This is a genomic window from uncultured Jatrophihabitans sp. (assembly GCF_964252635.1).
Taxonomy (GTDB): domain Bacteria; phylum Actinomycetota; class Actinomycetes; order Mycobacteriales; family Jatrophihabitantaceae; genus Jatrophihabitans.
The window spans coordinates 1-25,604 of record NZ_CAXUNP010000051.1; the positions used below are offsets into that span (position 1 = coordinate 1).

General features: G+C 71.3%; 28 protein-coding genes. 14 read left to right on the forward strand and 14 right to left on the reverse strand.

Annotated elements, in window-relative coordinates; all coding sequences use genetic code 11:
* Positions 1-113 precede the first annotated feature (113 nt).
* Entirely contained in the window at positions 114-1,148 is a 1,035-nt protein-coding gene (locus ACFFCA_RS17345; RefSeq protein ID WP_375487063.1) for an aldo/keto reductase, read from the reverse strand.
* 72 nt (positions 1,149-1,220) lie between these two features.
* Here ACFFCA_RS17345 and ACFFCA_RS17350 point away from each other — a divergent pair, with 72 nt between their 5' ends.
* Positions 1,221-2,132: an LLM class flavin-dependent oxidoreductase gene (locus ACFFCA_RS17350; protein ID WP_375487065.1), complete on the forward strand. Its 912-nt coding sequence runs from the start codon at positions 1,221-1,223 to the stop codon at positions 2,130-2,132.
* Between the two features lie 9 nt (positions 2,133-2,141).
* Here ACFFCA_RS17350 and ACFFCA_RS17355 read toward each other — a convergent pair whose 3' ends face one another.
* The 3 genes from ACFFCA_RS17355 to ACFFCA_RS17365 all read right to left on the reverse strand — a co-directional run bounded on the left by ACFFCA_RS17355 (position 2,142) and on the right by ACFFCA_RS17365 (position 4,283).
* The gene (locus tag ACFFCA_RS17355; RefSeq protein ID WP_375487067.1) at positions 2,142-3,041 is read right to left on the reverse strand and encodes a glucose 1-dehydrogenase; all 900 of its coding nucleotides are present in this window, start codon (positions 3,039-3,041) and stop codon (positions 2,142-2,144) included.
* Positions 3,042-3,211: 170 nt separating this feature from the next.
* Positions 3,212-3,520: a hypothetical protein gene (locus ACFFCA_RS17360; protein ID WP_375487069.1), complete on the reverse strand. Its 309-nt coding sequence runs from the start codon at positions 3,518-3,520 to the stop codon at positions 3,212-3,214.
* Between the two features lie 64 nt (positions 3,521-3,584).
* Positions 3,585-4,283 (reverse strand): alpha/beta hydrolase, encoded by a 699-nt coding sequence (locus tag ACFFCA_RS17365; protein ID WP_375487071.1) that lies wholly within the window; start codon positions 4,281-4,283, stop codon positions 3,585-3,587.
* Positions 4,284-4,498: 215 nt separating this feature from the next.
* Here ACFFCA_RS17365 and ACFFCA_RS17370 point away from each other — a divergent pair, with 215 nt between their 5' ends.
* A complete protein-coding gene (locus ACFFCA_RS17370; protein WP_375487073.1) occupies positions 4,499-5,209 on the forward strand; it encodes a hypothetical protein in 711 nt (236 codons plus the stop codon).
* A gap of 40 nt (positions 5,210-5,249) precedes the next feature.
* On the opposite strand, the gene ACFFCA_RS17375 is transcribed toward ACFFCA_RS17370, so the two are convergent.
* Together ACFFCA_RS17375 and ACFFCA_RS17380 are read right to left on the reverse strand one after the other, a co-directional pair.
* Positions 5,250-5,399, reverse strand: a complete 150-nt coding sequence (locus tag ACFFCA_RS17375; RefSeq protein WP_375487075.1) for a hypothetical protein — start codon at positions 5,397-5,399, stop codon at positions 5,250-5,252.
* A complete protein-coding gene (locus ACFFCA_RS17380; RefSeq protein WP_375487077.1) occupies positions 5,396-6,310 on the reverse strand; it encodes a manganese catalase family protein in 915 nt (304 codons plus the stop codon). The genes ACFFCA_RS17375 and ACFFCA_RS17380 overlap by 4 nt, the downstream gene beginning before the upstream one ends.
* Before the next feature lie 227 nt (positions 6,311-6,537).
* Here ACFFCA_RS17380 and ACFFCA_RS17385 point away from each other — a divergent pair, with 227 nt between their 5' ends.
* From ACFFCA_RS17385 to ACFFCA_RS17395, 3 genes are read left to right on the forward strand one after another with little or no spacing between them, the layout of a single operon-like run.
* Complete coding sequence (locus ACFFCA_RS17385) at positions 6,538-7,317, forward strand: BTAD domain-containing putative transcriptional regulator (protein ID WP_375487079.1); 780 nt, start codon at positions 6,538-6,540, stop codon at positions 7,315-7,317.
* Positions 7,307-7,543, forward strand: a complete 237-nt coding sequence (locus tag ACFFCA_RS17390; RefSeq protein WP_375487081.1) for a hypothetical protein — start codon at positions 7,307-7,309, stop codon at positions 7,541-7,543. Before ACFFCA_RS17385 ends, ACFFCA_RS17390 begins: the two co-directional genes overlap by 11 nt.
* The gene (locus ACFFCA_RS17395) at positions 7,540-8,787 is read left to right on the forward strand and encodes an Nramp family divalent metal transporter (RefSeq protein WP_375487083.1); all 1,248 of its coding nucleotides are present in this window, start codon (positions 7,540-7,542) and stop codon (positions 8,785-8,787) included. The genes ACFFCA_RS17390 and ACFFCA_RS17395 overlap by 4 nt, the downstream gene beginning before the upstream one ends.
* A 51-nt stretch (positions 8,788-8,838) precedes the next feature.
* On the opposite strand, the gene ACFFCA_RS17400 is transcribed toward ACFFCA_RS17395, so the two are convergent.
* Complete coding sequence (locus ACFFCA_RS17400; RefSeq protein ID WP_375487085.1) at positions 8,839-9,522, reverse strand: class F sortase; 684 nt, start codon at positions 9,520-9,522, stop codon at positions 8,839-8,841.
* A complete protein-coding gene (locus tag ACFFCA_RS17405) occupies positions 9,519-10,202 on the reverse strand; it encodes a DUF4142 domain-containing protein (protein WP_375487087.1) in 684 nt (227 codons plus the stop codon). The genes ACFFCA_RS17400 and ACFFCA_RS17405 overlap by 4 nt, the downstream gene beginning before the upstream one ends.
* Before the next feature lie 164 nt (positions 10,203-10,366).
* Between ACFFCA_RS17405 and ACFFCA_RS17410 the strand changes: the two genes are divergently transcribed.
* From ACFFCA_RS17410 to ACFFCA_RS17430, 5 genes are all read left to right on the forward strand, one after another.
* Positions 10,367-11,386, forward strand: coding sequence for an NAD-dependent epimerase/dehydratase family protein (locus tag ACFFCA_RS17410; RefSeq protein ID WP_375487089.1), 1,020 nt, complete (start codon positions 10,367-10,369; stop codon positions 11,384-11,386).
* Positions 11,387-11,478: 92 nt separating this feature from the next.
* Entirely contained in the window at positions 11,479-12,525 is a 1,047-nt protein-coding gene (locus ACFFCA_RS17415; RefSeq protein ID WP_375487091.1) for an SDR family oxidoreductase, read from the forward strand.
* A 9-nt stretch (positions 12,526-12,534) separates the two neighbouring features.
* The gene (locus ACFFCA_RS17420) at positions 12,535-13,950 is read left to right on the forward strand and encodes a dihydrolipoyl dehydrogenase family protein (protein ID WP_375487093.1); all 1,416 of its coding nucleotides are present in this window, start codon (positions 12,535-12,537) and stop codon (positions 13,948-13,950) included.
* A gap of 77 nt (positions 13,951-14,027) precedes the next feature.
* A complete protein-coding gene (locus ACFFCA_RS17425; RefSeq protein ID WP_375487095.1) occupies positions 14,028-14,768 on the forward strand; it encodes a GAF and ANTAR domain-containing protein in 741 nt (246 codons plus the stop codon).
* 70 nt (positions 14,769-14,838) lie between these two features.
* Positions 14,839-15,519, forward strand: coding sequence for an NADPH-dependent F420 reductase (locus ACFFCA_RS17430; RefSeq protein ID WP_375487097.1), 681 nt, complete (start codon positions 14,839-14,841; stop codon positions 15,517-15,519).
* A gap of 48 nt (positions 15,520-15,567) precedes the next feature.
* On the opposite strand, the gene ACFFCA_RS17435 is transcribed toward ACFFCA_RS17430, so the two are convergent.
* Positions 15,568-16,059, reverse strand: coding sequence for a MarR family winged helix-turn-helix transcriptional regulator (locus tag ACFFCA_RS17435; protein ID WP_375487099.1), 492 nt, complete (start codon positions 16,057-16,059; stop codon positions 15,568-15,570).
* Between the two features lie 131 nt (positions 16,060-16,190).
* Between ACFFCA_RS17435 and ACFFCA_RS17440 the strand changes: the two genes are divergently transcribed.
* The gene (locus tag ACFFCA_RS17440; protein ID WP_375487101.1) at positions 16,191-17,690 is read left to right on the forward strand and encodes an MFS transporter; all 1,500 of its coding nucleotides are present in this window, start codon (positions 16,191-16,193) and stop codon (positions 17,688-17,690) included.
* 63 nt (positions 17,691-17,753) lie between these two features.
* Here ACFFCA_RS17440 and ACFFCA_RS17445 read toward each other — a convergent pair whose 3' ends face one another.
* Entirely contained in the window at positions 17,754-18,383 is a 630-nt protein-coding gene (locus ACFFCA_RS17445) for a PadR family transcriptional regulator (RefSeq protein WP_375487103.1), read from the reverse strand.
* An 85-nt stretch (positions 18,384-18,468) separates the two neighbouring features.
* Between ACFFCA_RS17445 and ACFFCA_RS17450 the strand changes: the two genes are divergently transcribed.
* Together ACFFCA_RS17450 and ACFFCA_RS17455 are read left to right on the forward strand one after the other, a co-directional pair.
* Positions 18,469-19,257 (forward strand): alpha/beta fold hydrolase, encoded by a 789-nt coding sequence (locus tag ACFFCA_RS17450; protein ID WP_375487105.1) that lies wholly within the window; start codon positions 18,469-18,471, stop codon positions 19,255-19,257.
* On the forward strand, positions 19,254-20,009 hold the full coding sequence (locus ACFFCA_RS17455; RefSeq protein WP_375487107.1) for a PIG-L deacetylase family protein: 756 nt from the start codon (positions 19,254-19,256) through the stop codon (positions 20,007-20,009). The genes ACFFCA_RS17450 and ACFFCA_RS17455 overlap by 4 nt, the downstream gene beginning before the upstream one ends.
* A gap of 61 nt (positions 20,010-20,070) precedes the next feature.
* On the opposite strand, the gene smpB is transcribed toward ACFFCA_RS17455, so the two are convergent.
* Both smpB and ACFFCA_RS17465 read right to left on the reverse strand, forming a co-directional pair.
* Positions 20,071-20,550, reverse strand: coding sequence for an SsrA-binding protein SmpB (gene smpB / locus ACFFCA_RS17460; RefSeq protein ID WP_375487109.1), 480 nt, complete (start codon positions 20,548-20,550; stop codon positions 20,071-20,073).
* 142 nt (positions 20,551-20,692) lie between these two features.
* Positions 20,693-21,532, reverse strand: coding sequence for a hypothetical protein (locus tag ACFFCA_RS17465; RefSeq protein WP_375487111.1), 840 nt, complete (start codon positions 21,530-21,532; stop codon positions 20,693-20,695).
* 184 nt (positions 21,533-21,716) lie between these two features.
* Here ACFFCA_RS17465 and ACFFCA_RS17470 point away from each other — a divergent pair, with 184 nt between their 5' ends.
* Positions 21,717-22,610 (forward strand): alpha/beta fold hydrolase, encoded by an 894-nt coding sequence (locus ACFFCA_RS17470; protein WP_375487113.1) that lies wholly within the window; start codon positions 21,717-21,719, stop codon positions 22,608-22,610.
* 20 nt (positions 22,611-22,630) lie between these two features.
* Here ACFFCA_RS17470 and ACFFCA_RS17475 read toward each other — a convergent pair whose 3' ends face one another.
* Positions 22,631-23,251 (reverse strand): L-threonylcarbamoyladenylate synthase, encoded by a 621-nt coding sequence (locus tag ACFFCA_RS17475; protein WP_375487115.1) that lies wholly within the window; start codon positions 23,249-23,251, stop codon positions 22,631-22,633.
* Between the two features lie 93 nt (positions 23,252-23,344).
* Complete coding sequence (gene katG, locus ACFFCA_RS17480; RefSeq protein WP_375487117.1) at positions 23,345-25,588, reverse strand: catalase/peroxidase HPI; 2,244 nt, start codon at positions 25,586-25,588, stop codon at positions 23,345-23,347.
* Positions 25,589-25,604: the final 16 nt, after the last annotated feature.

Here is a 25,604-nt window from a genome sequence, read left to right on the forward strand (position 1 = left end):
CGCGGTTCTGGTCGACGGCACGCCCCGACCCTGCCGAGCGATCGTGCGGTTACCTCGACGACCGCGCTACAGATTGACCACGATCGTGTCGCACGGCCGTCGCTCGAGACGGACTACCGCCCGCCGGCGATGTTCCGCTCGCGCTGTTCCACGCCCATGACGCCGTAGGGGTAGTCACGAACGGCCGGTGCGCTGGCCGCGTCGAGCCGCTGCGTCTCCTCCGCGGTCAGGTGCAGGTCGGCCGCCGCGAGGTTGTCCTCGAGCTGCTCGACGGTGCGCGCCCCCAGGATCGTCGACGTGACCGCGGGACGGTCCGTCACCCAGGCCAGCGCGACCTGCGCCATGGAGGTGCCGCGCGCCTCGGCCACGTCCTGCACCGCCTCGACGACGTCCCACGTCAGCGCTTCGTCGTTGCGCTTGTCGAAGGCTTCCATGCCGCGGCCCGGGTCCTCGCCGAGGCGGGTCGCGCCGGTCGGCCGCTCGTCTCGCCGGTACTTGCCCGACAGCCACCCACCGCCCAGCGGCGACCACGGCAGCAGACCCAGGCCCGCGTCCTCGGCGGCGGGCACGATCTCCCACTCGATCTCCCGCGCGAGCAGGCTGTACTGCGGCTGCAACGTGACGGGCGGGGCGAGGTTCAAAGCCCGGGCCAGGTGCACGGCCTTGGTGAGCTGCCAGCCGGTGAAGTTGGAGAAGCCGTAGTAGCGGATCTTGCCGCTGCGGACCATGCCGTCGAGCGTGCGCAGGGTCTCCCCGAGAGGCGTCAGTGCGTCGAACGCGTGGCACTGATAGAGGTCGACGCTGTCGAGCCCCAGCCGGGTGAGCGACGCGTCGAGCGCGCGCGTGAGGTGGCGCGCCGACAGGCCGAGGCCGTTGGCGGTGGCGTCCATGGGGAAGCGACCCTTGGTGGCCAGGACGACGCCCTGGGTCACGTCCGCGGGCCGCTGGGCGAACCAACGTCCGATGATCTGTTCCGAGGTGCCGGCGGAGTAGACGTCGGCGGTGTCGACGAGGTTGCCGCCCGCCTCGACGAAGCGGTCCAGCTGGGCGTGCGACACCGCCTCGTCGGACTCCGCGCCGAAGGTCATCGTGCCCAGCGCGAGGGTGGAGACGGCACAGCCACTGTGTCCCAGTAATCGATAGTCCATGCACCGAGCGTCCCCACGACCCGTCGACGCGCATCACCGTGGTCGACAATCCGTTCGGACTAGGTTCAGGGCATGCCGTGCCGCGTCGGAGTCCAGCTGCCCGAGGTCGAGCGATCCGTGCCGTGGCCCGAGGTGGTGGCCATGGCCCAGGCGGCCGAGCAGGCCGGCCTGGACTCCATCTGGCTCGGTGACCACCTGCTCTACGACCTGCCCGACGGGACGTCGCGCGGGCCGTGGGAGGTGTGGACGGCCCTGGCCGCGCTGGCCAGCGTCACCGAACGGGTCCAGCTCGGCCCGTTCGTCGCCTCGACCAGCTTTCACCCGCCGCCGGTCCTCGCGAAGCAGGCCGCGACCGTCGACGCGATCTCCGGCGGGCGGCTCGTCCTCGGTCTGGGCGCCGGCTGGAACCAGCGCGAGTACACCGCCTACGGGTTGCCGTACGACCGGCGCGTCTCACGGTTCGAGGAGGCGTTCACCGTCATCCGCGAGCTGGTCCGCACCGGGCACAGCACGTTCCACGGCACCTTTTACGACGTCGAGGACTGTGTGCTGGACCCGCGACCGTTGCAACCCGGCGGGCCGCCGATCATGCTCGGCTCGGTCGGCCCGCGGATGTTGCGGATCGGGCTGCCGCACGTCGATGCCTGGAACGTCTGGTGGAGCGACTACGGCAACACGGTCGACGGCTTCACCGCCGTGCGCGAACGCGTCGAGGCCGCGGCCCGGGAGGCGGGCCGCGGCCCCGGCGAGGTCGAGGCCACCGCCGCCGTCTTCGTCCAGCTGCCGGGTGGCGTCGGACGGCTCGCCGGAGAGCCCTACGACGAGCACACCCCGGGCCCGGTGCCGGTGTCCGAGCTGGCTGCTCACCTGGACGCGATGAGCCGCGCCGGCGCGGCCCACCTGCAGCTGGTGCTCGACCCCATCACCGTCGAGTCCGTCGAGATCGTCGGCGAGGTCGTGCGGAGCTTCCGGGCCGGCGCCTGACCGGACGGGTCAGGGGGTCGGCATGCCGCCGTCGACGTGCAGCGTCTCGCCGACGACGTAGGACGATTCGTTGCTGGCCAGGAACACATAGGCCGGTGCCAGCTCAGCGGGTTGTCCCCATCGGCCCAGGTAGGTCTGCTCACCCACGGACGGGAGTGCGTCCGGGGCCTGACCACCGGCGGGCTGCAGCGGCGTCCAGATCGGCCCGGGCGCGACGGCGTTGACGCGGATGCCCTTCGGCGCGAGCTGCGCTGCGAGACCCTTCGCGAGGTTGTTGACCGTGGCCTTGGTGGCTGCGTAGTGCACGAGCTGCGGCGACGGGGCGTACGCCTGGATCGATGTGCTGTTGATGATTGTCGAGCCGGGCGACAGGTGCGGCACGGCGGCCTTGGTCAGCCAGAACGTCGCGTAGGCGTTGGTCTTGAACGTCTCGTCGAACTCCTCGTCGCTGATGTCGACGATGTCCTCGACGTGCTGCTGCTTGCCGGCGTTGTTGACGAGGATGTCGAGGCCGCCGAGCTCGTCGACCGCGGTCTGGACGGCCTGGCGGGCGAACGCAGCGTCCTTGAGGTCACCGGGGATGGCGACGGCCTTGCGGCCGGCGTCCTTTACGAGGCCGAGGATGCGTTGGGCGTCCTCGTCCTCCTCGGGCAGGTAGACGATGGCCACGTCGGCTCCCTCGCGGGCGAAGGCGATGGCCACGGCCGCGCCGATCCCCGAGTCGCCGCCGGTCACCAGGGCCTTGCGGTCCTGCAGGCGCCCACTCCCCCGGTAGCTGTCCTCACCGTGGTCGGCCGGGACGTTCTCGGCCATCTCCTTGTCGGTTCCGGGGCCGGGGAGGTACTGCTCGTCCGGCACGCGGTCGGCGTACATCTTCGTGGGGTCCTGCATCGTGTACTGGTCGGCCATGGTGGGCTCCGCATCTGTGTCATGACTGCCGAGCCGAAGCTCGTAGTGGACACGTGCGGCCCGCCGGGCAACGGGTCGGCCAGGCGGCGCCGCACGTCCCGACGTCCGCGTGTTCGAACCGTCACCCTCAGCGATGCCCACCTCGCCGTCCGGCCTCACGGAGGCACAGGTCACTCCTCGCGATCGGTACGCGCATTCAGGGCCCAGAGGGTCCACGCGTCCACGCGGTGCATGAGTCGCCAGGCTCGCGGGCGGGACCGGTCGCGTCGGGTCGTGCGGTGGGGGAGTTCGGTGTCGGGGAGTCCGGTGTCGGGGAGTCCGGTGTCGGGGAGTTCGGTGTCGGGGAGTTCGCTGTCCGGGAGTTCGGTGTCGGCGAGCTCGACCAGCTCGTGCGTCAGCGGGTCGTCGTGCCGGGCGATGGCCCGGTTCAGTTGCGCGGTGTAGAAGTCGGCCTGGGCCGACGGGTTCGGTGTGTTCACGCGTCGAGGCTGACGCGGCTTCCTTGCCCGCAGGTTTCGTTGCCGTGTCCGGTTGGGGTGGCTCTCAGGTCAGGGTGACGACGAGGTCGGCGACGGCGGCGGGTTGCGACAGGAACGGGTGGTGCCCGGCCGCGATGTCGACGACCCGGTCGGCCCGGCGGGCGAACTCGTGTTGCGCCGCCTCCGGCGTACCGCGGTCGTCGGTGCAGACGAGGTAGGTCGTCGGCACGTTCTGCCAGGCCGAGGCGGAGACCGGTTCCTGCGTGACCGACAGGCTCTGGCGGGCGAGCCGGGAGCCGGCGGTCGCCACGACGTCGGGCGGGCAGTCCTGCAGGAACGTGGCGGCCAGCGCGTCGTTGCGGACGCCGAAGGTGCCGCCGTCGGGGTCGATGTCGAGGAAGGGTGCGGGCTCCGGTTCGCCGAACGACGACAGGCTCTCACCGGGCCGGGCCAGGTAGCTGGACACCAGCAGTGCGTGCCGCACCGCCCCCGCGCCGACCGCGGCCTGGGCGGCGACGATCCCGCCGTAGCTGTGCACGACCAGGACGGTGGGCTTGGCGCTGTCCTGCAGGACGGCGGCCACCGCGGCGACGTCGTCGGTCAACCCCGGCCCGTGCGCGCCGGGTGCGGCCGCGCCCTCCCCGCAGCTCGGCAGGCCGGGAGCCGTGCTGGTGACTCCCCGCCGCTGCAGCTCGCGCGCCGTCCGGTGCCACCACCATTCACCGTCCCGCACGCACGCGCCGTGCACGAACACCACTCGCATCGCAGACCTCCGGTCCTCGCCGACCGGTCCGACGCTAACCGCATTGCGCTTGTCAGGACGGGACGTTCTCCGTCGGCGGAACCGGCACGATTCGTCCGAAGGCACGATTCGTCCGGGAGCGCCGGGGGTACCTCGTCGGTGCGCCTGCCGAGACCAACCTCGTCTTCCGGTGGAGCTGTACGGCGTCGAGCGCCGGTCGACCCAGAGAGTTCATCATGGAGCCGTTTCCGAAGCCGGAGATGTTGGATCCCAACCGCCTGATCCTGGGCGCCAGCAAGGACATGAACGTCGCGGACCACCGCGACCAGGCCGAGGTACTGAAGCGCGCCCTGACCCTGAGCTGCGAGTACGCGGAGCAGCTGTGGCTCGATGTGGCTCGTGCCCGCACCTACCTGTTGGAGAGCCTCCCACCGGACCCGTACTCGTCCGAGGCGTCGAGGCGCTGGACGTCACCCGGCGGCAAGGACGACCAGGAGGGCTGGCAGCGCTGGATCGACGCCTACACCGAGCTGACCTCGGTGCTCGCCGGCCCGCACGGCGACTCCGGGATGGGCCGGTCGGAGGCACTGCGCGCCGCGGCCCTGCGCCGTAGGGACGCGCCGGGTGACGACTCGCCGGCCAACGACCCGCCCGGCCCGGACACTGCCGGCGCGCGCTCGCAACCGGACGCGGTCGACTCGGGCGCCGTCGGCCCGCGCTTCGACGAATCCTCCGACCAGCCTGACGTCGAGCGCACTCCGACGGAGAACGCTGAGACGAGGGCTGCGGCGGGTGACGAACCGCGATCCGAGTCGTCCGGTGCCGGGTCGTCCGGTCATGACCTCCGCGCCGTTGCGGATCGCGTCAACCGGGTGCACGCCGTGGTCACTGCGGCGTTGCTGGTGCTGACGCTGCGTGGCCTGCGGCGCCGACCGCGGACGGGCTGACAACCGGGGTGCTGCGCCGAGCGCGCAGCACCCCGAGCCGTCAGGCGCGCCGTGTCACCTGACGGGCTCCGACCACGGTGAGCAGCACGAGCGCGAGCACCACGTGCAGCGACCCGCCGAGGACCAGCCCGGTGGCGGCGCCGGCCACGTACAGGACATCGACGACCGGACGGGCGACCGGACGGGTCACGACCCCTCGCCGGTGACGGCGTCCTTGAGCTTGTCGACGACGCCCTTCGGACCGGCGATGCCGCCGCCGTCGCCCTCGACACCGGGACCGTTGTTGCCGTCGTAGGTCGCGAACAGCTTCGGGTCCGGTGCCGGCAGCAGACCGACGTCGTCGGTGAACGGCACCGAGAGCTGCGCGTCGAGCTGCTGGTTGCCGACCAGCGACGGGCCCTGCGCCCAGCGTCCGTCAGCTCCGGTGCTGACCTCGTTCTGGAACAGCGTGTGGTTGTACTCGGCGTTCTCGATGTCGGCGTTCGAGTCCTCGATGACGTCGCACAGCCCGTCCTGCACGAGCTGCTCGATGGCGAGCAGCCACTGCTGCTGGTGGTAGGTGTCGCGGGCGAGGTTGTACTGCAGCATCGCCTTCACGCCCGGGTCGTCGGTCATGTTGTAGAGCCGGCTCGTCTGCAGGCGACCCTGGCCCTCGGCCGCGGCGTTGGACCGGAAGTCGGTCAGCAGGTTGCCGCTGGCCACGATGTAGGCGCCGCTCCACGGCACACCCTGACTGTTGGCGGGCAGGGCGCCGCCACCGGACACGATCGCGTGCTGCGGGTTCATCCCGCCGAGGATCGCGGCGAGCGCGGGGTTGGCGGCGGCGGCCTCGGCGGTGGTCTCGGACGGGGCGCCCTCGAGCAGCCGGGCGATCATCACGCTGATCATCTCGACGTGCCCCAGTTCCTCGGCGCCGATGTCGAGGATCATGTCCTTGTACTTGCCGGGCATCCGGCAATTCGCTCCCTGGAACATGTACTGCAGCGTGACGGTCAGCTCGCCGAACTGGCCGCCGATCAGCTCCTGCAACTTCATCGCGTAGAGGGCGTCGGGCTTCTCGGGCTTGGCCTCGAACTGCAGTTCCTTGACGTGGCGGTACATGGGTTCTCCTGACGGTTCGTGTGGGGACCTGTCCAGGCAAACCGGTGGGCGTCGCGCGTTCGTGGCCCCGCACGTCGTGGTGCCGTCGCGCGCGCGTCCCCGACGTGTCCCCACCGCGCGTCACCCCCTGGTGCCGACGTCGGGTGCCGGGTAGGCAGGACACGTCGGGCAGGTCGCTGCGAAGCACCGTGGCAGATCGTCCGACGCTGTGAGAGGCGACAGTCGCCGTGTTCGTACAACCTCCCTGCCGGCTCGGTCTCATCGGCGGCTTCGACCTGCAGATCGACGATCGACCGTCGAGCATCGGCGACGGCGGTGCCCGCCTGTTGACACTGCTCGCCCTGTCCGGCCGCCACCGCGCCGTGAGCCGGCAGTCGGCTGCCGAGCGCCTGTGGTGCGACGACGGCACCCGCGCGCCGGCCCGTCTGCGCAACACGTTGTGGCGTCTGCCCCGTACAGAGCTCGGACCGCTGGTCGTCGGGTCGGGTGCCTCGCTGCAGCTGGCCGACCACGTCGAGGTCGACGTGTGGGCCGCCGAGGACACCGCCCACGCCCTCGACGGCGACGGGGACCAGGCCGAACGGTTCGACCTCCGACCGTTCGCGCAGGACCTGTTGCCCGAATGGCCCGAGGACTGGCTGGTGCTCGAACGCGAGTCCTTCCGGCAGACGCGCCTGCATGCACTCGAGCGCGCCAGCTCGCGGCTGTGTGCGCAGGGCTCGCACGCCGCAGCGCTGCAGGCCGCGCTGACGGCCGTGGCGTGCGAGCCGTTGCGCGAGACCGCGCAGTGCCGGGTCGTCGAGGCGCACCTGGCCGAGGGCAACCATGCCGAGGCGTTACGGCAGTACCAGTCCTACCGGCGCCTGCTGGCCGCGGAACTCGGACTGGCGCCCACGCCGGCCATGCGTCGCCTGGTCGGGCCGCTGCTCGGTCGCCCCGTCGATCACTTCGCACCTGCCCCGGTGCGAAGCGCGCAGTCCCGGCCGGATCCCCGCCATGACGGTTGACGACGATCACGAGGGTCCCCGGCCGGACACGGGACTCGTCGTCCGGGTCTGGCGCGAGCCGGAGGACCCGTCACGCGTGCGGGCTCGGATGCTGGCCTTCCACGGCCTGGACGAACCCAGCTCGAGCACCATCGCCGCCGACGAGCAGCAGCTCGTCGACGCCGTCTCCAGGTGGGTCCGGGCCCAGCTGGGTTCCACGGCGACGCACGACCGGCCGTCCGGATGACCGTCGTCCTGACCCGTCCGACCACCGAGACCCCGCGGGTCGGTGCCCGGACCCGGGTGCGCGGCACCCTGGCCTTCCTCGGGCCGGCCGTCGTCGCCGGGATCGCCTACGTCGACCCCGGCAACGTCGCGGTCAACTTCGACGCCGGGTCGCAGTTCGGCTACCGGTTGCTCTGGGTCGTCGTGGCCGCGAACGTCGTCGCCGCCTTCGTGCAGTCCCTGGCTGCGAAGGTGGGTCTGGCGACCGGGCGCAGCCTGGCCGAGGTGTGCCGTGATCGCTACCGGCGGCCCGTCGTGCTGCTGTTGTGGGCCCAGGCCGAGGTGACGGCCATGGCCACCGATCTCGCCGAGCTGGTCGGGGGCGCGCTCGCGCTGTCGCTGCTGACGGGACTGCCGCTGCCCTGTGGGGCCGCGCTGACCGCGCTCGCGGCCTGTGCCCTGCTCGCTCTGCAGCGCCGGGGTCGGCGTCGGTTCGAGCTGGCGATCGCCGGCTGCTTCGTCGCCATCGGCGCCGGCTTCCTGTTCTGCGTCCTGCACGCGCACCCGTCGGCCGGTGGGTTGGCGAGCGGTCTGGTTCCCGGCTTCGCCGGCAGCGACAGCATCGTGCTCGCCACCGCGGTCGTCGGCGCCACCGTCATGCCGCACGCGATCTACGTGCATTCCGGTCTGACGAGCAGGCAGGCCCGGCCGTCCGGGGAGCTCGGGCGCCGCCGGGCCCTGCGCCTGCAGCGCGTCGACATCGCACTCGCGATGGGCGCCGCGGGGCTGGTCAACGTGTTCATGCTCGTGATCGCCGCGACGTCGTTGCCCGGCGGCCTGTCCGGCATCCCCGCGTATTCAGCGGCCATGGCCGAGACCGTCGGCGTCACCGGGGTCTTCCTCTTCCTGGTCGCACTGCTCGCGTCCGGGCTGGCCTCGAGCGGTGTCGGCACGCTCGCGGGCGAGTTGGTGATGGCCGGGTTCCTGCACCGCCGGATACCCCGGCCGGTGCGTCGAGCTGCGACGCTCGTTCCCGGGATGGCGGTGCTGCTGGCCGGCGTCCCGGCCACCGACGCGTTGGTGCAGTCACAACTCGTGCTGGGCGTCGGGATCCCGTTCACGTTGGTGCCGCTTATCCTGGCCACCCGTGACCGCGGGCTCATGGGCGCGTTGGTCAACCGGCACGTCACGACCGTGTTCGCGTTCTGCTGCGCGGCTGCGATCATCGGCGTCGACGTCTACTCGACCGTCGCCGTCCTGCGCTGAACGGGCGCGGCTTGCGCTGAACGGGCGCGTCCTGCACCGAACGGGCGAGCGTCAATCGACAGGTCGGGCGAAGGCGACGATGTTGTCCTGGTAGCTCTTCGTCGTCTCGTCGAACGGTCCGCCGCAGGTGACTAACACCAGACCGGGGGAGCGGCTGCCGACGCCGAGCTGGCGTGCGGTGAGTCCCATCGACTTGTGCACGATGCGCAATGCCGAGACGCGGTAGTCCTGCACGATGCCACCGGTGACGCGAACGGCGACCGTGTCACCGGGCCGGACCCGGTCCAGGTGGAACAACGCACCGGGCCCGCTGGCCGCACTGTCGACGTGCCCGACGATCACTGTCGATCCGACGGCCGCGCCCGGGCTCGCCCCGGCCACCCACCAGCCCAGCACCGTGGGAGACGTGGGCACGGTGATGGCGCCGTTCTGCGAGGGCACCGGGACGACCGGGGCGTCGACGTGCAGGCGCGCGATACGCACGCGTTGCGGCACGCCGCTGCCGTCGGCGAGGCGCGACGTCGACGGTGCACGCGACACAGTCGGCGAGGCGTCACGGATCGATGGTTGCGTCGCGCCCGACGACGGGCCCGCCGGCGCAGCACCGAAGGCCTTCGCCGGCTGACGTGGGGCGGGATGATGCAGATGCGTGAGCCCGGCCGCGACGAGCACCACACCCACGACGGCGACGGCCGCGCCCAGGAGCAGGCGCCGCCGCGGCCGAGGGTGGATCACTGTGCTGCGGAGCTCCGTCGACGCGCAATGACCGTCGCGCCCGCGGCGACCAGGACGGCACCGGCGCCGACGGCCCACAGGCCGGTCGCGTCGAGCGAGGAGCTGGTCGAGGCCGCACCGCCGCTACCGCCGGGCACCGACGTCGGGGCGCCGCCCAGGGCCTTGACCTCGGCCTGGGCCATGTTCAGATGCATCGTGGCGATGCCGACGTAGTAGGTGGCGTAGGAACGCAGCTGAGCGTTCTTCGTCGTCGACAACTCCGTCCGTGCGCCGGCCAGCGCCAGCTGGTGACCGGCGACCTGCGCCTGGGCGTACATGAGGTCGAAGTTCGTCGCGGGTACGGCCTTCAGCTGGGCGGCGACCGCCAGCTGCGCGGCGTTCGGGGTGCTGGGAAGGGTCGCCTTCGCCGCGTTGCCGATGGCCGTGAGCTTGCCCTTGGCGGTCACGTGGTCGGAGTAGGTCTTGTTCGCCATCGTGCGGGTGGCGGCGTCCTGGCCCTTGGCCTTGGCCAGGGTGCCGAGCGCGATCTCGGCGAGGTTGGACTGCTCGTTCGCCGTGATGAAGGTGGCGTCGGAAGCGGACGGGGCGGCTGACGCCGGGGCAGCGATCAGCATGGTGGAGGTGCCGGCGGCCAGCGCGAAGGCGCCGACGCCGATCAGGGTGCGGGAGCAGGTGCTCATAACGGTGTCCTAGAGGCGGGCGACGCATCGCTGCGTGCAGCTCAGCTGCGTGTTCAGCCATCAGGCATATGCCCGGCGCGCGTCGCAAATAGCCATGCTCGAGCAGAAACGCGCACCGACTCGAGGTTCGTCAGTCGCGCCGACCGCGCGGGTAGCTCGCTGGCATGCGCATCGTCATCACCGGGGCCACCGGCAACGTCGGCACGTCACTGCTGCTCCGCCTCGGCGGCGGCGAGCACGAACTGGTCGGTGTCGCCCGGCGCAAGGCACCTGCCGCACCGCCCTACGACTGGGCCCGGTGGGAGCGCCTCGACATCGGCGCCCCGGGCGCTGCCGCCCGGTTGGCCGAGACCTTCGCGGGCGCCGATGCCGTGGTGCACCTGGCGTTCGCGTTGCAGCCGTTCGGCGACCGCGCGGCCATGCGGCGCACCAACCAGGCCGGCACCGCCGCCGTCACCGAGGCGGTCGTGGCCGCGGGGGTGAAGCATTTCGTGCACCAGTCCTCGGTGGGCGCATACGGGCCCGGGCCGAAGACACCCGTCGACGAGGCGTGGCCGACGACCGGCATCCCCACCTCGACCTACAGCGTCGACAAGGCTGCAGCCGAGGACCTCGTCACGGCGGCCGAAGCGCACGCGGTGGTGACGCGGATGCGCCCGGCGCTGATCTTCCAGGACGCCGCCGCCAGCGAGGTGGCCCGCTACTTCCTCGGCCGCCTCGTGCCCAAGACGGTCGTGCGCCGACCGCTGGTGCGATGGGCCCCGTTCACCGACGCGCTGTCCTTCCAGGTCGTGCACAGCGACGATGTCGCCACCGCCATCGAGCTGGTCCTGCGCGAACGCGCGGGCGGGGCCTTCAACGTCGCGGCCGACCCCGTGATCGACCGTGAGCGGTTCGCGGCCGTCTTCGGCGGGGTCGGGCCCGCACTGTCGGCCTCGGTCCTGCGCAAGGCCGCCGAGCTGACCTACCGGGCCCGTCTCCAGCCGACCGAACCGGGGTGGGTGGACCTGGCCGTCGAGAGCCCGTTGCTCGACACGGCGCGGTTGCGCGGGCTGGGCTGGGCCCCGACGCACGCCGCCGACGACGTACTGGGCCGCTTCGTCGACGCGATGGGGCGCGGCGCCGGTCGTCCCGGGCCGTTGCTGCACCGCCGGAACCCGGGTCGGCCGGGACCTACGACGTAGCGGTCCGCACGGCAGGCCGGCCGGCAGATCTCGGTTGCACATTCTTGCTCACATGCGGTCATTTCTGAGCCGTCCGCGGGTACCGCGAAGGCATGGACATCGACACGCAGGGCCAGGACGCTTCGAGCCGGGTTGCCGTCGTCACGGGAGGCACGGCCGGGGTCGGGCGGGCAGTGGTCCGCGAGCTGGCGGCGGCCGGCTTCGACGTCGCCGTCCTGGCCCGTGGACAGGCCGGTCTGGACGCCACGACCGCCGAGGTGCGGGCAGTGGGCCGACGGGCCTGCGGCATCCCCACCGACGTGGCCCACCTGGACCAGGTCGAGGCCGCCGTGGACACGATCGAGGCCGAGCTGGGCCCGATCTCGGTGTGGGTGAACAACGCGTTCGTCGGAGCCCTGCGGTACAGCTGGGACCTTCCCGACGAGGACTTCCGGCGGATCACCGAGGTCACCTACTTCGGGCAGGTGAACGGCATGCAGGCCGCACTGCGGGTCATGCGGCCGCGCGAGCAGGGTTCGATCGTCAACGTGAGCTCCAGCCTCGCCCACCGCGGCATCCCGCTGCAGAGTGCCTACTGCGGCGCCAAGCACGCCATCAAGGGTTACACCGAGTCCTTGCGCGTCGAGCTGGCGGCCACCGGGAGCCCGGTCACGGTCTCGCTGGTTACCCTGCCAGGCGTGAACACGCCGCAGTTCGACTGGAACGACAACCAGTTCCCGGAACGCGGGCACCCGATGCCGGTTCCACCCATCTACCAGCCCGAGGTCGCCGCTCGCACCATCGTCGACGTGGCGCAGCGACCGCGGCACGACGCCTGGGTCGGTGCCCCGACCGTGGCCACCGTGCTCGGCAACCGGTTCGCACCGGGCCTGGTCGACTGGCAGCTGCGGCGGTCCGGGGTGAGCTCCCAGTTCGCCGACGGCGACCTGCCCCGCTACCCGAACAACCTGCACGAGCCCGGTGACGAGACGCACGACCGCGGCGCCCACGGCAGCTTCGACGACCAGGCCCGCGACTCCGACCCGGTCAGCTGGTTGGGGATGCACCTCGGCCGGGTACTGGCGCGGACCGCGTCGACGGGCCTCGGACTACTCGAGGCCGCTGCGAACCGTGTTCAGAACGACGGCCGGAACGGGTAGGAGCGCAGCATGGTCGACGACACGTTCGACGTGGTCATCATCGGTGCCGGCAGCGGGGGCGTCAGCCTGGCGGGCGACCTCGTGGACGCCGGCCGCACCGTGGCCCTGGTGGCCTCCGGCTACGTCGGCGGCGAATGCCCCTACGTCGCCTGCATGCCCAGCAAGAGCCTGCTGCGCTCGGCACGCGGTCGAGACGAGATCCGCACCGCGCGCGAGCACGGCGCCGCCTCCGACGCCGTGCAGCCGGACGCCGATGATGCGGCGTGGCGCGAGGCGGTGCGGCGACGGGACTCGGTCGCCAACCAACGGGACGACTCCGCAGAGGCCGACGCCATCGCCGACAAGGGCATCACGGTCGTGCGCGGTTTCGGCCGCCTGCTCGGACGCGGACAGGTCGCAGTGGGCGACCGGACGTTGCACGGCACGCACGTCGTGCTGGACACGGGGTCGACCCCGGTCGTGCCCGACATCGACGGGCTGGCCGCCGTCCCGACCTGGACGTCCGACGAGGCACTGAGCTCGCCCGAGCGCCCGGCGTCCCTGGTCATCCTCGGCGGCGGTCCCATCGGCTGCGAGCTCGCCCAGGCCTACGCCCGCTTCGGTGCCGACGTCACGGTCCTCGACCCGGCGGACCGGCTGCTGCCCACCGAGGACGAGGCGATCGGGTCGTTGATGCGCGACGTGCTCGAGGCGTCCGGCGTCCACATCGAGTTGGGCAGCACGCCGACGTCGGCCTCCGCCGACGCGTCCGGCGCCCACCTCACGCTCGACTCCGGGGCGACCCTGACGGCGGAGCGAGTGCTGATCGCCGTCGGCCGCCGCCCCGCGACCGACGGTGTCGAGGTGGAATCCGCCGGCGGGTCACTGACCGACTCCGGCGCGGTCGAGGTCGACGACCACTGCCGCGCCGGCGACGGGCTGTGGGCCATCGGCGACGTGACGGGCCTGGCGCCGTACACGCACACCGCCAACCACCAGGCGTCCGTCGTCCTGGACGCGCTCGTCGGCGACGGCACGCGGGTCGTGACCCCCGACGCGCTGCCGCGTGCCGTGTACACCGACCCACCGGCCGCCGGGACGGGACTCACCGAGTCGCAGGCGCGCGAGCGCGGCCTCCGGATCGCCGTGGCCGAGGTCGACCTGGCGTCGGGCAGCCGAGCCGGCGCCGAGGGGGAGGGGCCGCTCGGACCGCAGGACTCGTCGGGCGGGCTCCTGCGCCTCGTCGCCGACGCCGACCGGGGCGTTCTGGTCGGCGCGGCCGCTATCGGGCCCGATGCGGATTCGTGGATGACCGAGGCCACGCTGGCCGTCCGCGCGCAGATCCCGATCGCCGTGCTGGCCGAGGTGGTGCGGCCGTTCCCCACCTTCGCCGAGGCCTATACCTTGGGGTATCGCGACCTGCTGCCGGGTGTGAACGCGCGGTGACCCAGCACCGATATTCTGGGCTTCGACCGGGTTTGAACCATGCTGACCCAGGTCGCGCGTCAAGGAGGACACACCGAGTGACGACAGAACCCGCAGAGCTGGCCGCCGACGACGAGGCCATGGTGTCCGACCTGCTCGACGCCGACCTGGAATCCTGGACCCTGCTGGACAGGATCAGCCGCGAGATGCGCAGCCCCGACGGCGATGTGCAGTCGACGCTAGTGGCCATCCTCCGCTCGGCGTGCGAGGTGGTCGACGGTGCCGACGAGGCGGGGCTCAACCTGTTGCGCAAGGGCCGCTTCGAGCCTCAGGCCGTCGTCGGCGAGGCGCCGCCCGCGTTGGACCTGCTGCAGCAGAGTCTGGGCATCGGCCCGTGTGTCGACGCCTCCCGCGAACAGACCACCGTGACCGTCGTGGACATGGCCAGCGAAACGCGGTGGGCTGCGTTCCAGGCCAAGGCCGTCGAGCTCGGCATCTGCTCGATGCTGTGCATCCCGTTGTGGGTCGACGACACCCGCCTGGGGTCGCTGAGCCTGTACAGCCGGACGCCCGACGCGTTCAGCGAGCGCGACCGCACGGTCGCCAACGTGTTCGCCACGCACGCGGCCCTCGCGCTCGCCGAGGCGCAGCGCATGACCAACCTGCGGCAGGCGCTCGTCAACCGTGACGTCATCGGCCAGGCCAAGGGCGTGCTCATGGTCAGCCGGAAGATCACCGCGGACCAGGCCTTCGAGCTGCTGTCCCAGGCGTCGCAGCGCACGAACCAGAAGCTGGTCAGGATCGCCGAGCTGGTCACCCTGACCGGCGAGCTGGGCTGACGCCTCGGCTGCGCTTAGATCCGCGCCGCGTTCGAGGAATGCACCGCGCGCCGGGCCGATTGCATCCAGCATGACAACAGTTGCATTCATCGGTAGTGGCAACATCGGCGGCACCGTGGCCCGGCTGGCCGTCGAGGCCGGCTACGACGTCGTCGTGTCCAACTCGCGGGGCCCCGAGACCCTGACGGAGCTCGTCGGACAATTGGGTTCGAAGGCACGGGCCGCCACCGCACAGGACGCGGCGGCCGCCGGCGACTTCGTGGTCGTCACGGTTCCGCTCGGTCGCGTGAACGAGGTACCCGCCGAGCCGCTGGCGGGCAAGGTCGTGCTCGACACGTGCAATTACTACCCGGAGCGCGACGGGGCGATCGCGGCGCTGGACGACAAGCAGAGCACCACGAGCGAGCTGGTGCAGCAGCACCTCGCCGGGGCGAGCGTGGTGAAGGCGTTCAACAACATTTTCTTCCAGCACCTGGGCTCGATGGGCCGGCCGGCTGGCGCGTCGGACCGCAACACGCTGATGATCGCCGGCGACGACGCCGCGGCCAAGCAGGTGGCCACCGACTTCCTGGACGCGATCGGCTACGACACGTTCGACACGGGCAGCCTGGCCGACAGCTGGCGGTTCCAGCGTGACCAGCCCGCCTACGCGGGCGCCTACGCCGAGGGCGGCGACTTCGCCAAGCCGAAGCGGGCCACCAGCGAGGAACTGCAGAGCCTGCTCGACCAGGCCGACCGCTCCATCCGCTGATCCACCCCGCGAGTCACTGATCCCACCCGAAGGACGGGCCGCAGCCGGTCAGGAGACGGGCTGCGGCGCCTCCTGCCGGTCGGCGATGCGGCCGAGCAGCTCGAACAGCACCGCGCGCTGCTCCTGACCGACGCCGTCGAGGGCCTTGGCCTCCGCGGCGTCGCGGGCCGTGGCGAACTTCGCGAACACTCGTCGGCCGGCCGCGGTGATCTGCGGGATGCGGACCCGGCGGTCGCGCGGGTCGACGGTGCGGACGACCAGCTTGCGCTGCTCGAGGCGGTCCAGGACGCCGATCAGCGTCGTCTTGTCGACGCACACCATCTTGCTGAGCTCGAACTGGGTGCGTTGCTGGCCGTCGTCGAGCGCGGCCAGCACCAGCCAGTCACGGACGTCGCTGAGGCCGATGGCGACGGCGGCGCGGTCGAGCTCGACGGCCATCCGGTCTGCCGCGGCGTGCAGCAGGAAGGTCAGGTCCGCGGGCCGGAACAGGGCCGAGCACGGCGACTCCGCCACGTCGACCATCTCCGGACGAGCTCCCATGGGCCTCATCGTAGATGTCGAGCGTATTTCCGTCAAACATCGGATTAGTTCCGATCGGATCGTCTTGACCCGGACGATCCGATCTCGTAGCGTGTGAACCGCCTAAGAACTGCTCGACCAGAGGACATGTCATGAGCACAACCCGTCTCGACCCCTACACGCCGGTCGACCCCCGGCGCTGGCTGGCGCTCGGGGTCATCGCCATCGCCCAGCTGATGGTGGTGCTCGACGCCAGCATCGTGAACATCGCGCTGCCGTCGGCCCAGCGCTCGCTGCACATCTCGGACGCCAACCGCCAGTGGGTGGTCACGGCCTACGCCCTGGCCTTCGGTGGCCTGCTGCTGCTCGGCGGCCGCGTCGCGGACTTCATCGGCCGCAAGCGCGCCTTCGTGATCGGCCTCGTCGGCTTCGGTGTCGCGTCCGCCATCGGCGGTATCGCCCAGAACCAGGGCGAGCTGTTCGCCGCCCGCGGGCTCCAGGGCGCCTTCGCCGCGCTGATGGCCCCGGCCGCATTGTCGTTGATCACCGTCACCTTCACCGAACCCCGCGAGCGGGCCAAGGCCTTCGCCGTCTACGGAGGCATCTCCGGCGGCGGCGCTGCCCTCGGCCTCATCCTCGGCGGCGTGCTCACCGAGTACGCGTCGTGGCGCTGGACGCTGCTCGTCAACACCCCCATCGCCATCATCACCGCGATCGCCGGCGTGCTCGTCGTGCACGAGAGCCGCGCAGCGGGCAAGGCGCACTACGACATCCCCGGCGTCATCACCAGCACGCTCGGCCTGGTGGCGCTTGTCTACGGCTTCACGAAGGCGAACGAGGACGGCTGGTCCGCGACCACGACGATCGTCCTGCTCGCGGCCGCCGTGGTGCTGCTCGTCGCGTTCGTCGTCATCGAGAACCGCACCAAGGAGCCGTTGCTGCCCACGCGCGTGTTCACCGAGCGCAACCGGGCCGGCGCGTTCCTCGTCTCGCTGCTGATCGGCCTGTCGCTGTTCGGCATGTTCCTGTTCCTCGTCTACTACCTGCAGGGCACGCTGCACTACAGCGCCCTGAAGTCCGGGCTCGCGTTCCTGCCGTTCAGTGCGGGCATCGTCGTCGCGGCGGGCATGGCCAGTGGCCTGCTGCCGCGCATCGGCCCGCGTCCGCTGATGGTGGGCGGGACGATCGCCGCGGCCGTCGGCATGGCGCTGTTCACCCGGCTGGACGTGAACTCGGGTTACGCGCTGCACGTGCTTCCCGCCGAGATCGTCATGAGCCTCGGCATGGGCTTTGCATTCGTCGCGCTGTCCAGCACGGCGCTCATCGGTGTCGAGGACCGCGACGCCGGTGTGGCCAGCGCCCTGGTCAACACCACCCAGCAGGTCGGTGGTTCGCTCGGTACGGCGTTGCTGAACACCCTGGCCGCGACCGCCACCGCCCACTACATCCGTGACCACGGTCAGGGCAGCGTGCGGGCCGGTGTGGTGCACGGCTACACCGTGGCCTTCACTTGGGGTCTCGGTGCGTTGATCCTGGCCGCGATCCTCGCGTTCGTCCTGGTGTCACGGCAGAAGCGTCCGACCCCGACCGTCATCGACGGCACGGAGGAGACCACGCTCGAGCACGCCGAGGAGCTCGGCGCGATCCTGTGATCACCGAGAGGCTGTGACCAGCAACCAGCAACCAGCAGCCAGCACAGCCGGAGCCGCGACGGGTCAGTGACCCGTCGCGGCTTCGCTGTCGGCGACGGTCGCGGCGAGCGAACCCTGGACGTCCCAGGCGCCCGCATCGTCGGCGGCCGGCCACTGCGCCACCTGCTCGTCGGCCCAGTCGGCCCAGCGCAGGATGCCCAGCTCCTGCTCGAGCTGCAGCCGCACGCTAAGCGCGCTGATGTGCAGCCGCTCGGGGAAGCGCGGTTCGGCCGCGACCGCGGCGGTCATCTCGCCGAGGCGGTCGATGCGCTCGGCGGCCTCCTCGCGGATGCGCCCCAACGTGGTGCGCAGCTGCCCCACGGAGCCGGCGTCGGCGAAGAACACCTTCATCATGGCCTCGAACTCCCCGCTTCGTGGGGCCGAGGGCTCGTCCAACCAGCGACGTAGCTCCGCTCGGCCGGCTTCGGTGATGCCGTAGACGGTCTTGGACCGCTTGCCCGTGGCCTCGACCGAGGCGGTGGCCAACCCGTCGGCGACCAATCGCTTGGGCTCGTCGTAGAGCTTGCGTTCGGCGCGGGGCCAGAACCAGTTCAGGCTGCGTTGCACCTGCTTGGCCAGCTCGTAGGTGGTCCAGCTGCGCACCCCCAGCAGGCCCAGGATCGCGTACGCGGTGGTTGATCTCGGTGTGGTCACGCCAACATCTTGACATGCTGCCCTGTGCAGTATCTACTCTCCTGCAATATACTGCACAGGGCAGTATCAAAGCAGGGAGCAGATGATGACCAGCACCACCACCGCCACGGCCCCGCTCGCCGTCACCGACCTCGGCCAGGGCGACCCCGCCCTGGTGTTCGTCCCGGGCTGGTGCGGCAGCCGATCGGTCTTCGACGGCCTGGCCGCCCGCGCCGCCGCCCACCGCCGGGTCCTCACCGTCGACCTGCCCGACCACGGTGAGTCCCCGGCCCGCGACGAGGTGTCCACGTCCGACGTCGTCGACGGGATCGTCGAGCGCATGCAGGGGCTCGGCATCGACCGCATCGTCCCGGTCACGCTCTCGCACGCCGGGTGGGCCGCGGTCGAGCTGCGCCGGCGGCTCGGTGCCGAGGCCGTGCCCGCTGTGGTGCTGCTCGACTGGATGGTGCTGGGCACGCCTCCCGGATTCGCCGACGCCCTCGCCGGGTTGCAGTCGCCCGCGTGGGCCGACGTGCGCGCCGGCCTGACAGGGATGTGGACCGACGGTCTCGACCTGCCCGAGCTGCGGGACTACGTTGCGTCGATGTGCTCCTACGGCGCACGGCACTGGCAGCGTGCGGGCCGCGAGATCCAGGCCGGCTTCGCCGCGGCGCCCGTGCCGCTCGAGGCCTTGGCCGAGCTGCAGCCGTGCCCCGTGCTGCACCTCTACGCCCAGCCCGCCGACGACGCGGTGCTCGCCGCGCAGCAGCAGTTCGCCGCGACGCACCCGTGGTTCTCGGTCACCCGGCTGGAGGCGCGCAGCCACTTCCCGATGTTCGAGGTGCCCGACACCATGGCCGCGGAGATCGAGTCGTTCGTGGCCGCCGCCTCATGACGACCGTGCTGGTCGTCGTCGCCCACCCGGACGACGAGACGTTCGGGTGCGGGTCGTCACTGCTGCACGCCGCGGAGCGCGGGGCACGCACGGTCGTCGTCTGCGCGACACGGGGCGAGGCCGGTGAGGTGCGGGCCGGTGTCGACGCGCCGGACGGCGTGGCCGCGCTGCGTGAGGCCGAACTGCGGGCCTCGGCCGACCTGCTCGGCGTCGGTGAGGTCGAGGTGCTCGACTTCGTCGACTCCGGGATGGGCGGCGAGGCCGGCCCGGCCACCCTCGTCGGCGCGCCGGACGACCAGGTGCGCGAGGCCGTGCGCTCGGCGATCGACCGGCACCACCCGGACGTGGTCATCACCCTCGACGGTGGCGACGGGCACCGCGACCACCTACGCGTGCGCGAGGCCGTCGAGCAGGTGCTGGCCGGCACGTCGACCGTGCTCTACCTGCACTGCCTGCCGCGCTCGCTGATGCACGCCTGGGTGCGGCACCACGCGGGCGACCAGGACGCCGCCGCGTACACCGAGCTGCCCGCGATCGGCACGCCGGACGACGAGCTCACCACCGTCCTCGAGACCGGGCGGTTCCTCGCCGAACGGGACGCCGCGATCGCGCTGCACCGCTCGCAGGTCTCACCGTTCGAGGGCCTGCCCGACGAGCTGCGGCGCGCGTTCCTCGGCAACGAGCACCTGATCCGCGTCCATCCGGCGTGGACGGGCGGTGAACGCGAGACCGAGCTGACCGGTCTGGCGTGACGGGCACGGCCTGACGGGCACGGGCTGACGGGTGGCCCGCAGGCCGGTCGTCAGCCGGAGGTCAGCGGCGCCGACCCTTCACGTGCTGGGAGAGCGCCCTCTCGACCTCGCGGCGCGCGTCGCGTTCGGCGAGGGCACGACGCCGGTCCCACGTCTTGCGGCCGCGCACCAGCGCCAGCTCGAGCTTGACCAGGCCGTCGTGGAAATACAGCGACAGCGGCACCATCGACAAGCCGCTCTCGCGCACGCGCACCTCCCAGCGCACGATCTGCGAGCGGTGCAGCAGCAGCTTGCGGGTGCGTCGCGTCGGGTGGTTCGTCCAGCTGCCCATGGCGTACTCGGCGATGTGCAGGTTGTGCAGCCAGACCTCGTGGTCGTCGACCATGGCGAACGCGTCGACGAGGGAGGCCCGGCCGAGACGCAGGCTCTTCACCTCGTTGCCGACCAGGCAGATGCCGGCCTCGACCGTGTCCAGCACGACGTAGAGGTGCCGCGCCCGGCGGTTCGTGGCGATCACGGTCGTCCCGCGTTCCTTCGGCACGTGGCGATGCTACGAGCGGGCCGCGACGTCGACGCCGACGGTGCCGACCGCACGACCCCGAGCGGACGGTCAACGGGGCCCACCGCCGGTGGGCGGTGAGCCCCGTTGACTCACTCGCGGGTCGGACCCGCGGGCCTCGGGCTCAGTAGAGGACGACCTTCTTGAACATGCCCATGGCCGCGTGCGGCATGCCGGTGTCGTCGTCCGGCCAGAAGCAGGCCATCACGTACGTGCCGGCCGGCAGCTTGTAGGTGAAGGCCTGGGTCTTGTACGGCGACAGGATGGCGCTGTCGACCTCACCCTTCAGGACGAACTTGGGCTGGCTGTCGGACTCGCTCTGGAACGCCTTCATCAGCTGCTTGTTCGTGGTGCTGGGCTTGATGTGCACCAGCACGAGGAAGTGCGGCTGGTCGCTGATGTTGTTGAGCCGCATCGTCCCCGAGCGGTGCAGGCGAGGCAGCGAGTCGAACCCGTAGGTCAGCATGGTGATGCGGCTGTTGGTCCGGACCGTCTTGCGGTTCACGGCCTTGCCGGAGACGGTGATCGTCTTGGCCTTGTTGGTGTTCTGGTTGACCAGGTAGTACGTCCCGGCCGAGAGGTAGACGGTCACGTGGCCCGGGTGCTTCGGGCTCGCTGCGGCCCCGCCCTTGAAGTGGATCAACTTGTCGACCGTCCGGACCGCCGTCACGTCGCCGCCGAAGGCCTTGCCGATGTCCTGACTGGCCTGGGCCAGGCTGTACCCCTTGGCCAGGCTCGCGAGCTGCAACGAGTTCTGGCCCTTGCTCGAGTGCACGTCGAAGGTGACCCGCCCCGGGTACAGGTGGGTGCGGCTGGTGCTCACCCCCTTGCCCAGGTGGACCGAGACGTGCGGGATGCCCTTCGCCGCCGCGGCCCCGGCCGCGCTCGGGACCACGAGGGCCCCGGCCACCGTTGCGGCGACCGCCCCGGCGATGATCATCGTGCGTGCGTGTTGTCGTGCCATGCGTCCCCCAGAAGCGCGGATACCACAGGCCTCGCGCCTCGTGGCAGAGCGAATATGCACTCACAGGCAAGGCCTAGCAAGGGCCGAAACGGCTCGATACAGGCCCGCGTGCGTGCGCGATCCGGACCAATCCGGCACAACGGTGACGGAGCAGGTCGCGGCGCCGGTCCACCATCATGGAGGCATGACGGAGTTCGAGGTCCAGACGGTCCGGGCCGGTGTCCTGGACGTCGCCGTCGAGCGGCGCGGTGACCACAACGGCCCGCCGGTGGTGCTGCTGCACGGCTTCCCCTACGACACCCGCGCCTACGACGAGGTCGCGCGCCGGCTCGCCGCACGCGGCGCCGACGTCGTGGTGCCCTACCTGCGCGGCTACGGACCGACCCGGTTCGTCGACGACGCCACGCCGCGGTCGGGCCAGCAGGCGGCCCTGGCCCACGACCTGCACGAGCTGCTGATCGCCCTCGACCTGGGGCCGGCCGTGGTCGCCGGCTACGACTGGGGCGGTCGGGCCGCGTGCCTGACAGCGATGCTGTGGCCGGAGTCGGTCGCCGGGTTGGTGACGGCGGACGGCTACAACGTGCAGAACATCAGCGCGTCGGGACGGCCCGCATCGCCGCGCACCGAGCGCGCGCTCTGGTACCAGTTCTACCTGCACGCCGAGCGGGGTCGGGCCGGGCTCGCCGCCCACCGCGCCGAGTTCGCACGGGTGCTGTGGCAGGACTGGTCGCCCGGCTGGGCGTTCACCGACGAGGACTTCGCGGCAACCGCGCCGTCGTTCGAGAATCCCGACTTCGTCGACGTCGTCGTGCACTCCTACCGTCACCGCTTCGGCTTGGTCGGCGGCGATCCCGCCTACCAGGCCGGCGAGGACCAGATCGCCGAACAACCCGTCATCGAGGTGCCGACGATCGTCGTCGACGCCACCCGCGACGGGCTCGGCGAGGCCGCTCCGCCCGAGGAGCACCGTCGACACTTCACCCGGCTCGTGGCCAACCCGCGGCTGCCGGTGGGGCACAACGTCCCGCAGGAGGCGCCCGCCGAGTTCGCGGAGGCCGTGGCCACGCTGCGCTTCTGACCGGGCTCAGCCGGCGTCGCTCACTCGAACGGCGACGGGTCCCCGGCACCGATGCGGGTGACCTCGGGGTAGCCGGACGAGAAGTCGACGACCGTCGTGGGTTCGGTGCCGCACTCGCCGGAGTCGACGACCGCGTCCAGCTCGTGGTCGAAGCGGTCCTTGATGGCCCACCCGTCGGTCATGGCCTCGTCCTCACCGGGGACGAGCAGGGTGCTCGACACGAGGGGCTTGCCGAGCTCGCGTACCAGGGCCTGCGCCACGGCGTGCCGCGGCAGCCGCACGCCGACGGTGCGCTTGCGCGGGTGCGCGAGCCGCTTCGGTACCTCGCGGGTCGCGGCCAGGATGAACGTGTACGGGCCCGGCGTCACCGACTTGATCGCGCGGAACGCCGCGTTGTTCAGCTGCACGAACTCGCCGAGCTGTGCGAAGTCGGCGCACACCAGCGTGAAGTGGTGGTGGTCGTCGAGGTGTCGGATGCGCCGGATGCGGTCGGCGCCGGTGCGGCTGTCCATCTCGAAGCCCAGCGCGTAGCAGGAGTCGGTCGGGTAGGCGATCAGCGCGTCGTCACGCAACAGGTTGACGGCCTGGGTGACGAGTCGCGGCTGCGGGTCGTCGGGGTGGACGTCGAGGTAGCGGGCCATGGCTCACCATAGGTCCGCCCGCGAAACGACGGCCGGGCCGGCCCTCGTGGGAGGACCGGCCCGGCCGGGTGGAGCGTGGATCGGACGTCGCTGCTACCGGATGTCGAAGCGGTCGGCGTCCATGACCTTGTTCCAGGCCTTGACGAAGTCCGCCACGAACTTCTCCTTCGCGTCGTCGCTCGCGTAGACCTCGGCGACAGCGCGGAGCTCGGAGTTCGAGCCGAACAGCAGGTCGACGCGGCTGCCGGTGCGCACGACGTTGCCCGTCGCGTCGCGCCCCTCGAACGACTCCGCCGACTCGTCCGTCGGCGTCCAGGTGACCCCCATGTCGAGCAGGTTCACGAAGAAGTCGTTGGACAGCGTGCCGGGCCGCTCGGTGAACACGCCCTGCGAGGACCCGTCCCAGTTCGCCCCGAGCACCCGCAGACCGCCCACGAGCACCGTCATCTCGGGTGCGCTGAGGTCGAGCAGGTTCGCGCGGTCGACGAGCAGGTACTCGGCGGGCAGGCGCTGACCCTTGCCGACCCAGTTGCGGAAGCCGTCCGAGTGCGGCTCGAGGCCGACGAAGGACTCGACGTCGGTCTGCTCCTGCGTCGCGTCGGTGCGTCCCGGCGTGAACCGCACCGTGATGTCCTGACCCGCGTCGCGCGCTGCCTTCTCGATCGCAGCAGCGCCGCCGAGCACGATGACGTCGGCCAGCGAGACGTGCGCGCCGCCGGCGTCGTTGAACGACTGCTGCACCTGGGTGAGCGTGCGCAGCACCTGGGCCAGCTCGTCGGGGTTGTTGACCTCCCAGCCGGCCTGCGGCTGCAGGCGGATCCGGGCACCGTTGGCACCGCCCCGCAGGTCGCTGCCGCGGAAGGACGACGCAGCCGCCCATGCGGTGCGCACCAGCTGCGACACGGACAGGCCGGAGTCCAGGATCGCGGTCTTCAGCGTCGCGATGTCGTTGTCGTCGACGGGCTGACCCTCCGGGGCCGGGACGCGGTCCTGCCAGATCAGCGGCTCGTCCGGGACGAGGTCGCCGAGGTAGCGCTGGATCGGACCCATGTCGCGGTGGGTGAGCTTGAACCAGGCGCGCGCGAACGCGTCGGCGAACTCGTCCGGGTTGGCGAGGAAGCGGCGCGTGATCTGCTCGTAGACCGGGTCGACGCGCAGGGCGAGGTCGGTGGTCAGCATCGTCGGCGGGCGCTTGTTCGGCGTGCCGTCCGGGTCGGGGACGGTGTTGGCGCCGCCGCCGTCCTTCGGCTGCCACTGGTTCGCCCCGGCCGGGCTTTGGGTCAGCTCCCACTCGTAGGCGTAGAGGTTCTTCAGGTACTTGTTCGTCCACTTCGTGGGCTCGTCGGTCCAGGTGACCTCGATGCCGCTGGTGATGACGTCGCCGTGCTTGCCGCTCTGGAACTTCTGCTGCCAGCCGAGACCCTGCTGCTCCAGCGGTGCGCCCTCCGGCTCCGGGCCGACGAACTGCTCCGGATCGGCTGCACCGTGGGTCTTGCCGAAGGTGTGCCCGCCGGCGATGAGCGCGACCGTCTCCTCGTCGTTCATGGCCATCCGGCCGAACGTCTCGCGGATGTCGCGAGCGGACGCGAGCGCGTCGGCGACGCCGTTCGGGCCCTCGGGGTTGACGTAGATCAGGCCCATCTGCACCGCGGCCAGCGGGCTCTCCAGCTCGCGGTCACCGGTGTAGCGGTCGTCGCCGAGCCAGACCTCCTCGGGGCCCCAGTACACGTCCTCGTCCGGCTCCCAGCGGTCCTCGCGGCCGCCGGCGAAGCCGAAGGTCTCGAAGCCCATGGACTCGAGCGCGACGTTGCCGGTGAAGACGATCAGGTCGGCCCACGAGAGGCGGCGGCCGTACTTCTGCTTGACCGGCCAGAGCAGCCGACGCGCCTTGTCGAGGTTGCCGTTGTCGGGCCAGCTGTTGAGCGGTGCGAAACGCTGCATGCCCGAACCGGCGCCACCCCGCCCGTCATGGGTGCGGTAGGTGCCGGCGCTGTGCCACGCCATGCGGATGAAGAACGGGCCGTAGTGCCCGTAGTCGGCCGGCCACCAGTCCTTCGAGTCGGTCATGATCGCTTCGACGTCGGCCTTGAGCTCGCCGAGGTCGACGGTCTGGAAGGCCGCCGCGTAATCGAAGTCGGAGTCCATCGGGTTGGCGACGGACGTGTGCTTGCGCAGCACCTTGAGGTTGAGCTGGTTGGGCCACCAGTCGCTGTTGCTGCCGCCCTCGACGGGGTACTTGCGACGGTTGCCGGCCACCGGGCACTGGTTCTCGTCCAGATTGGCCTGGGGCTCGTTCATCTCGCCGACTTCGGCGTCGGGCTTGGTCGTGTCGGACACGGTGTTCCTTCCGGGT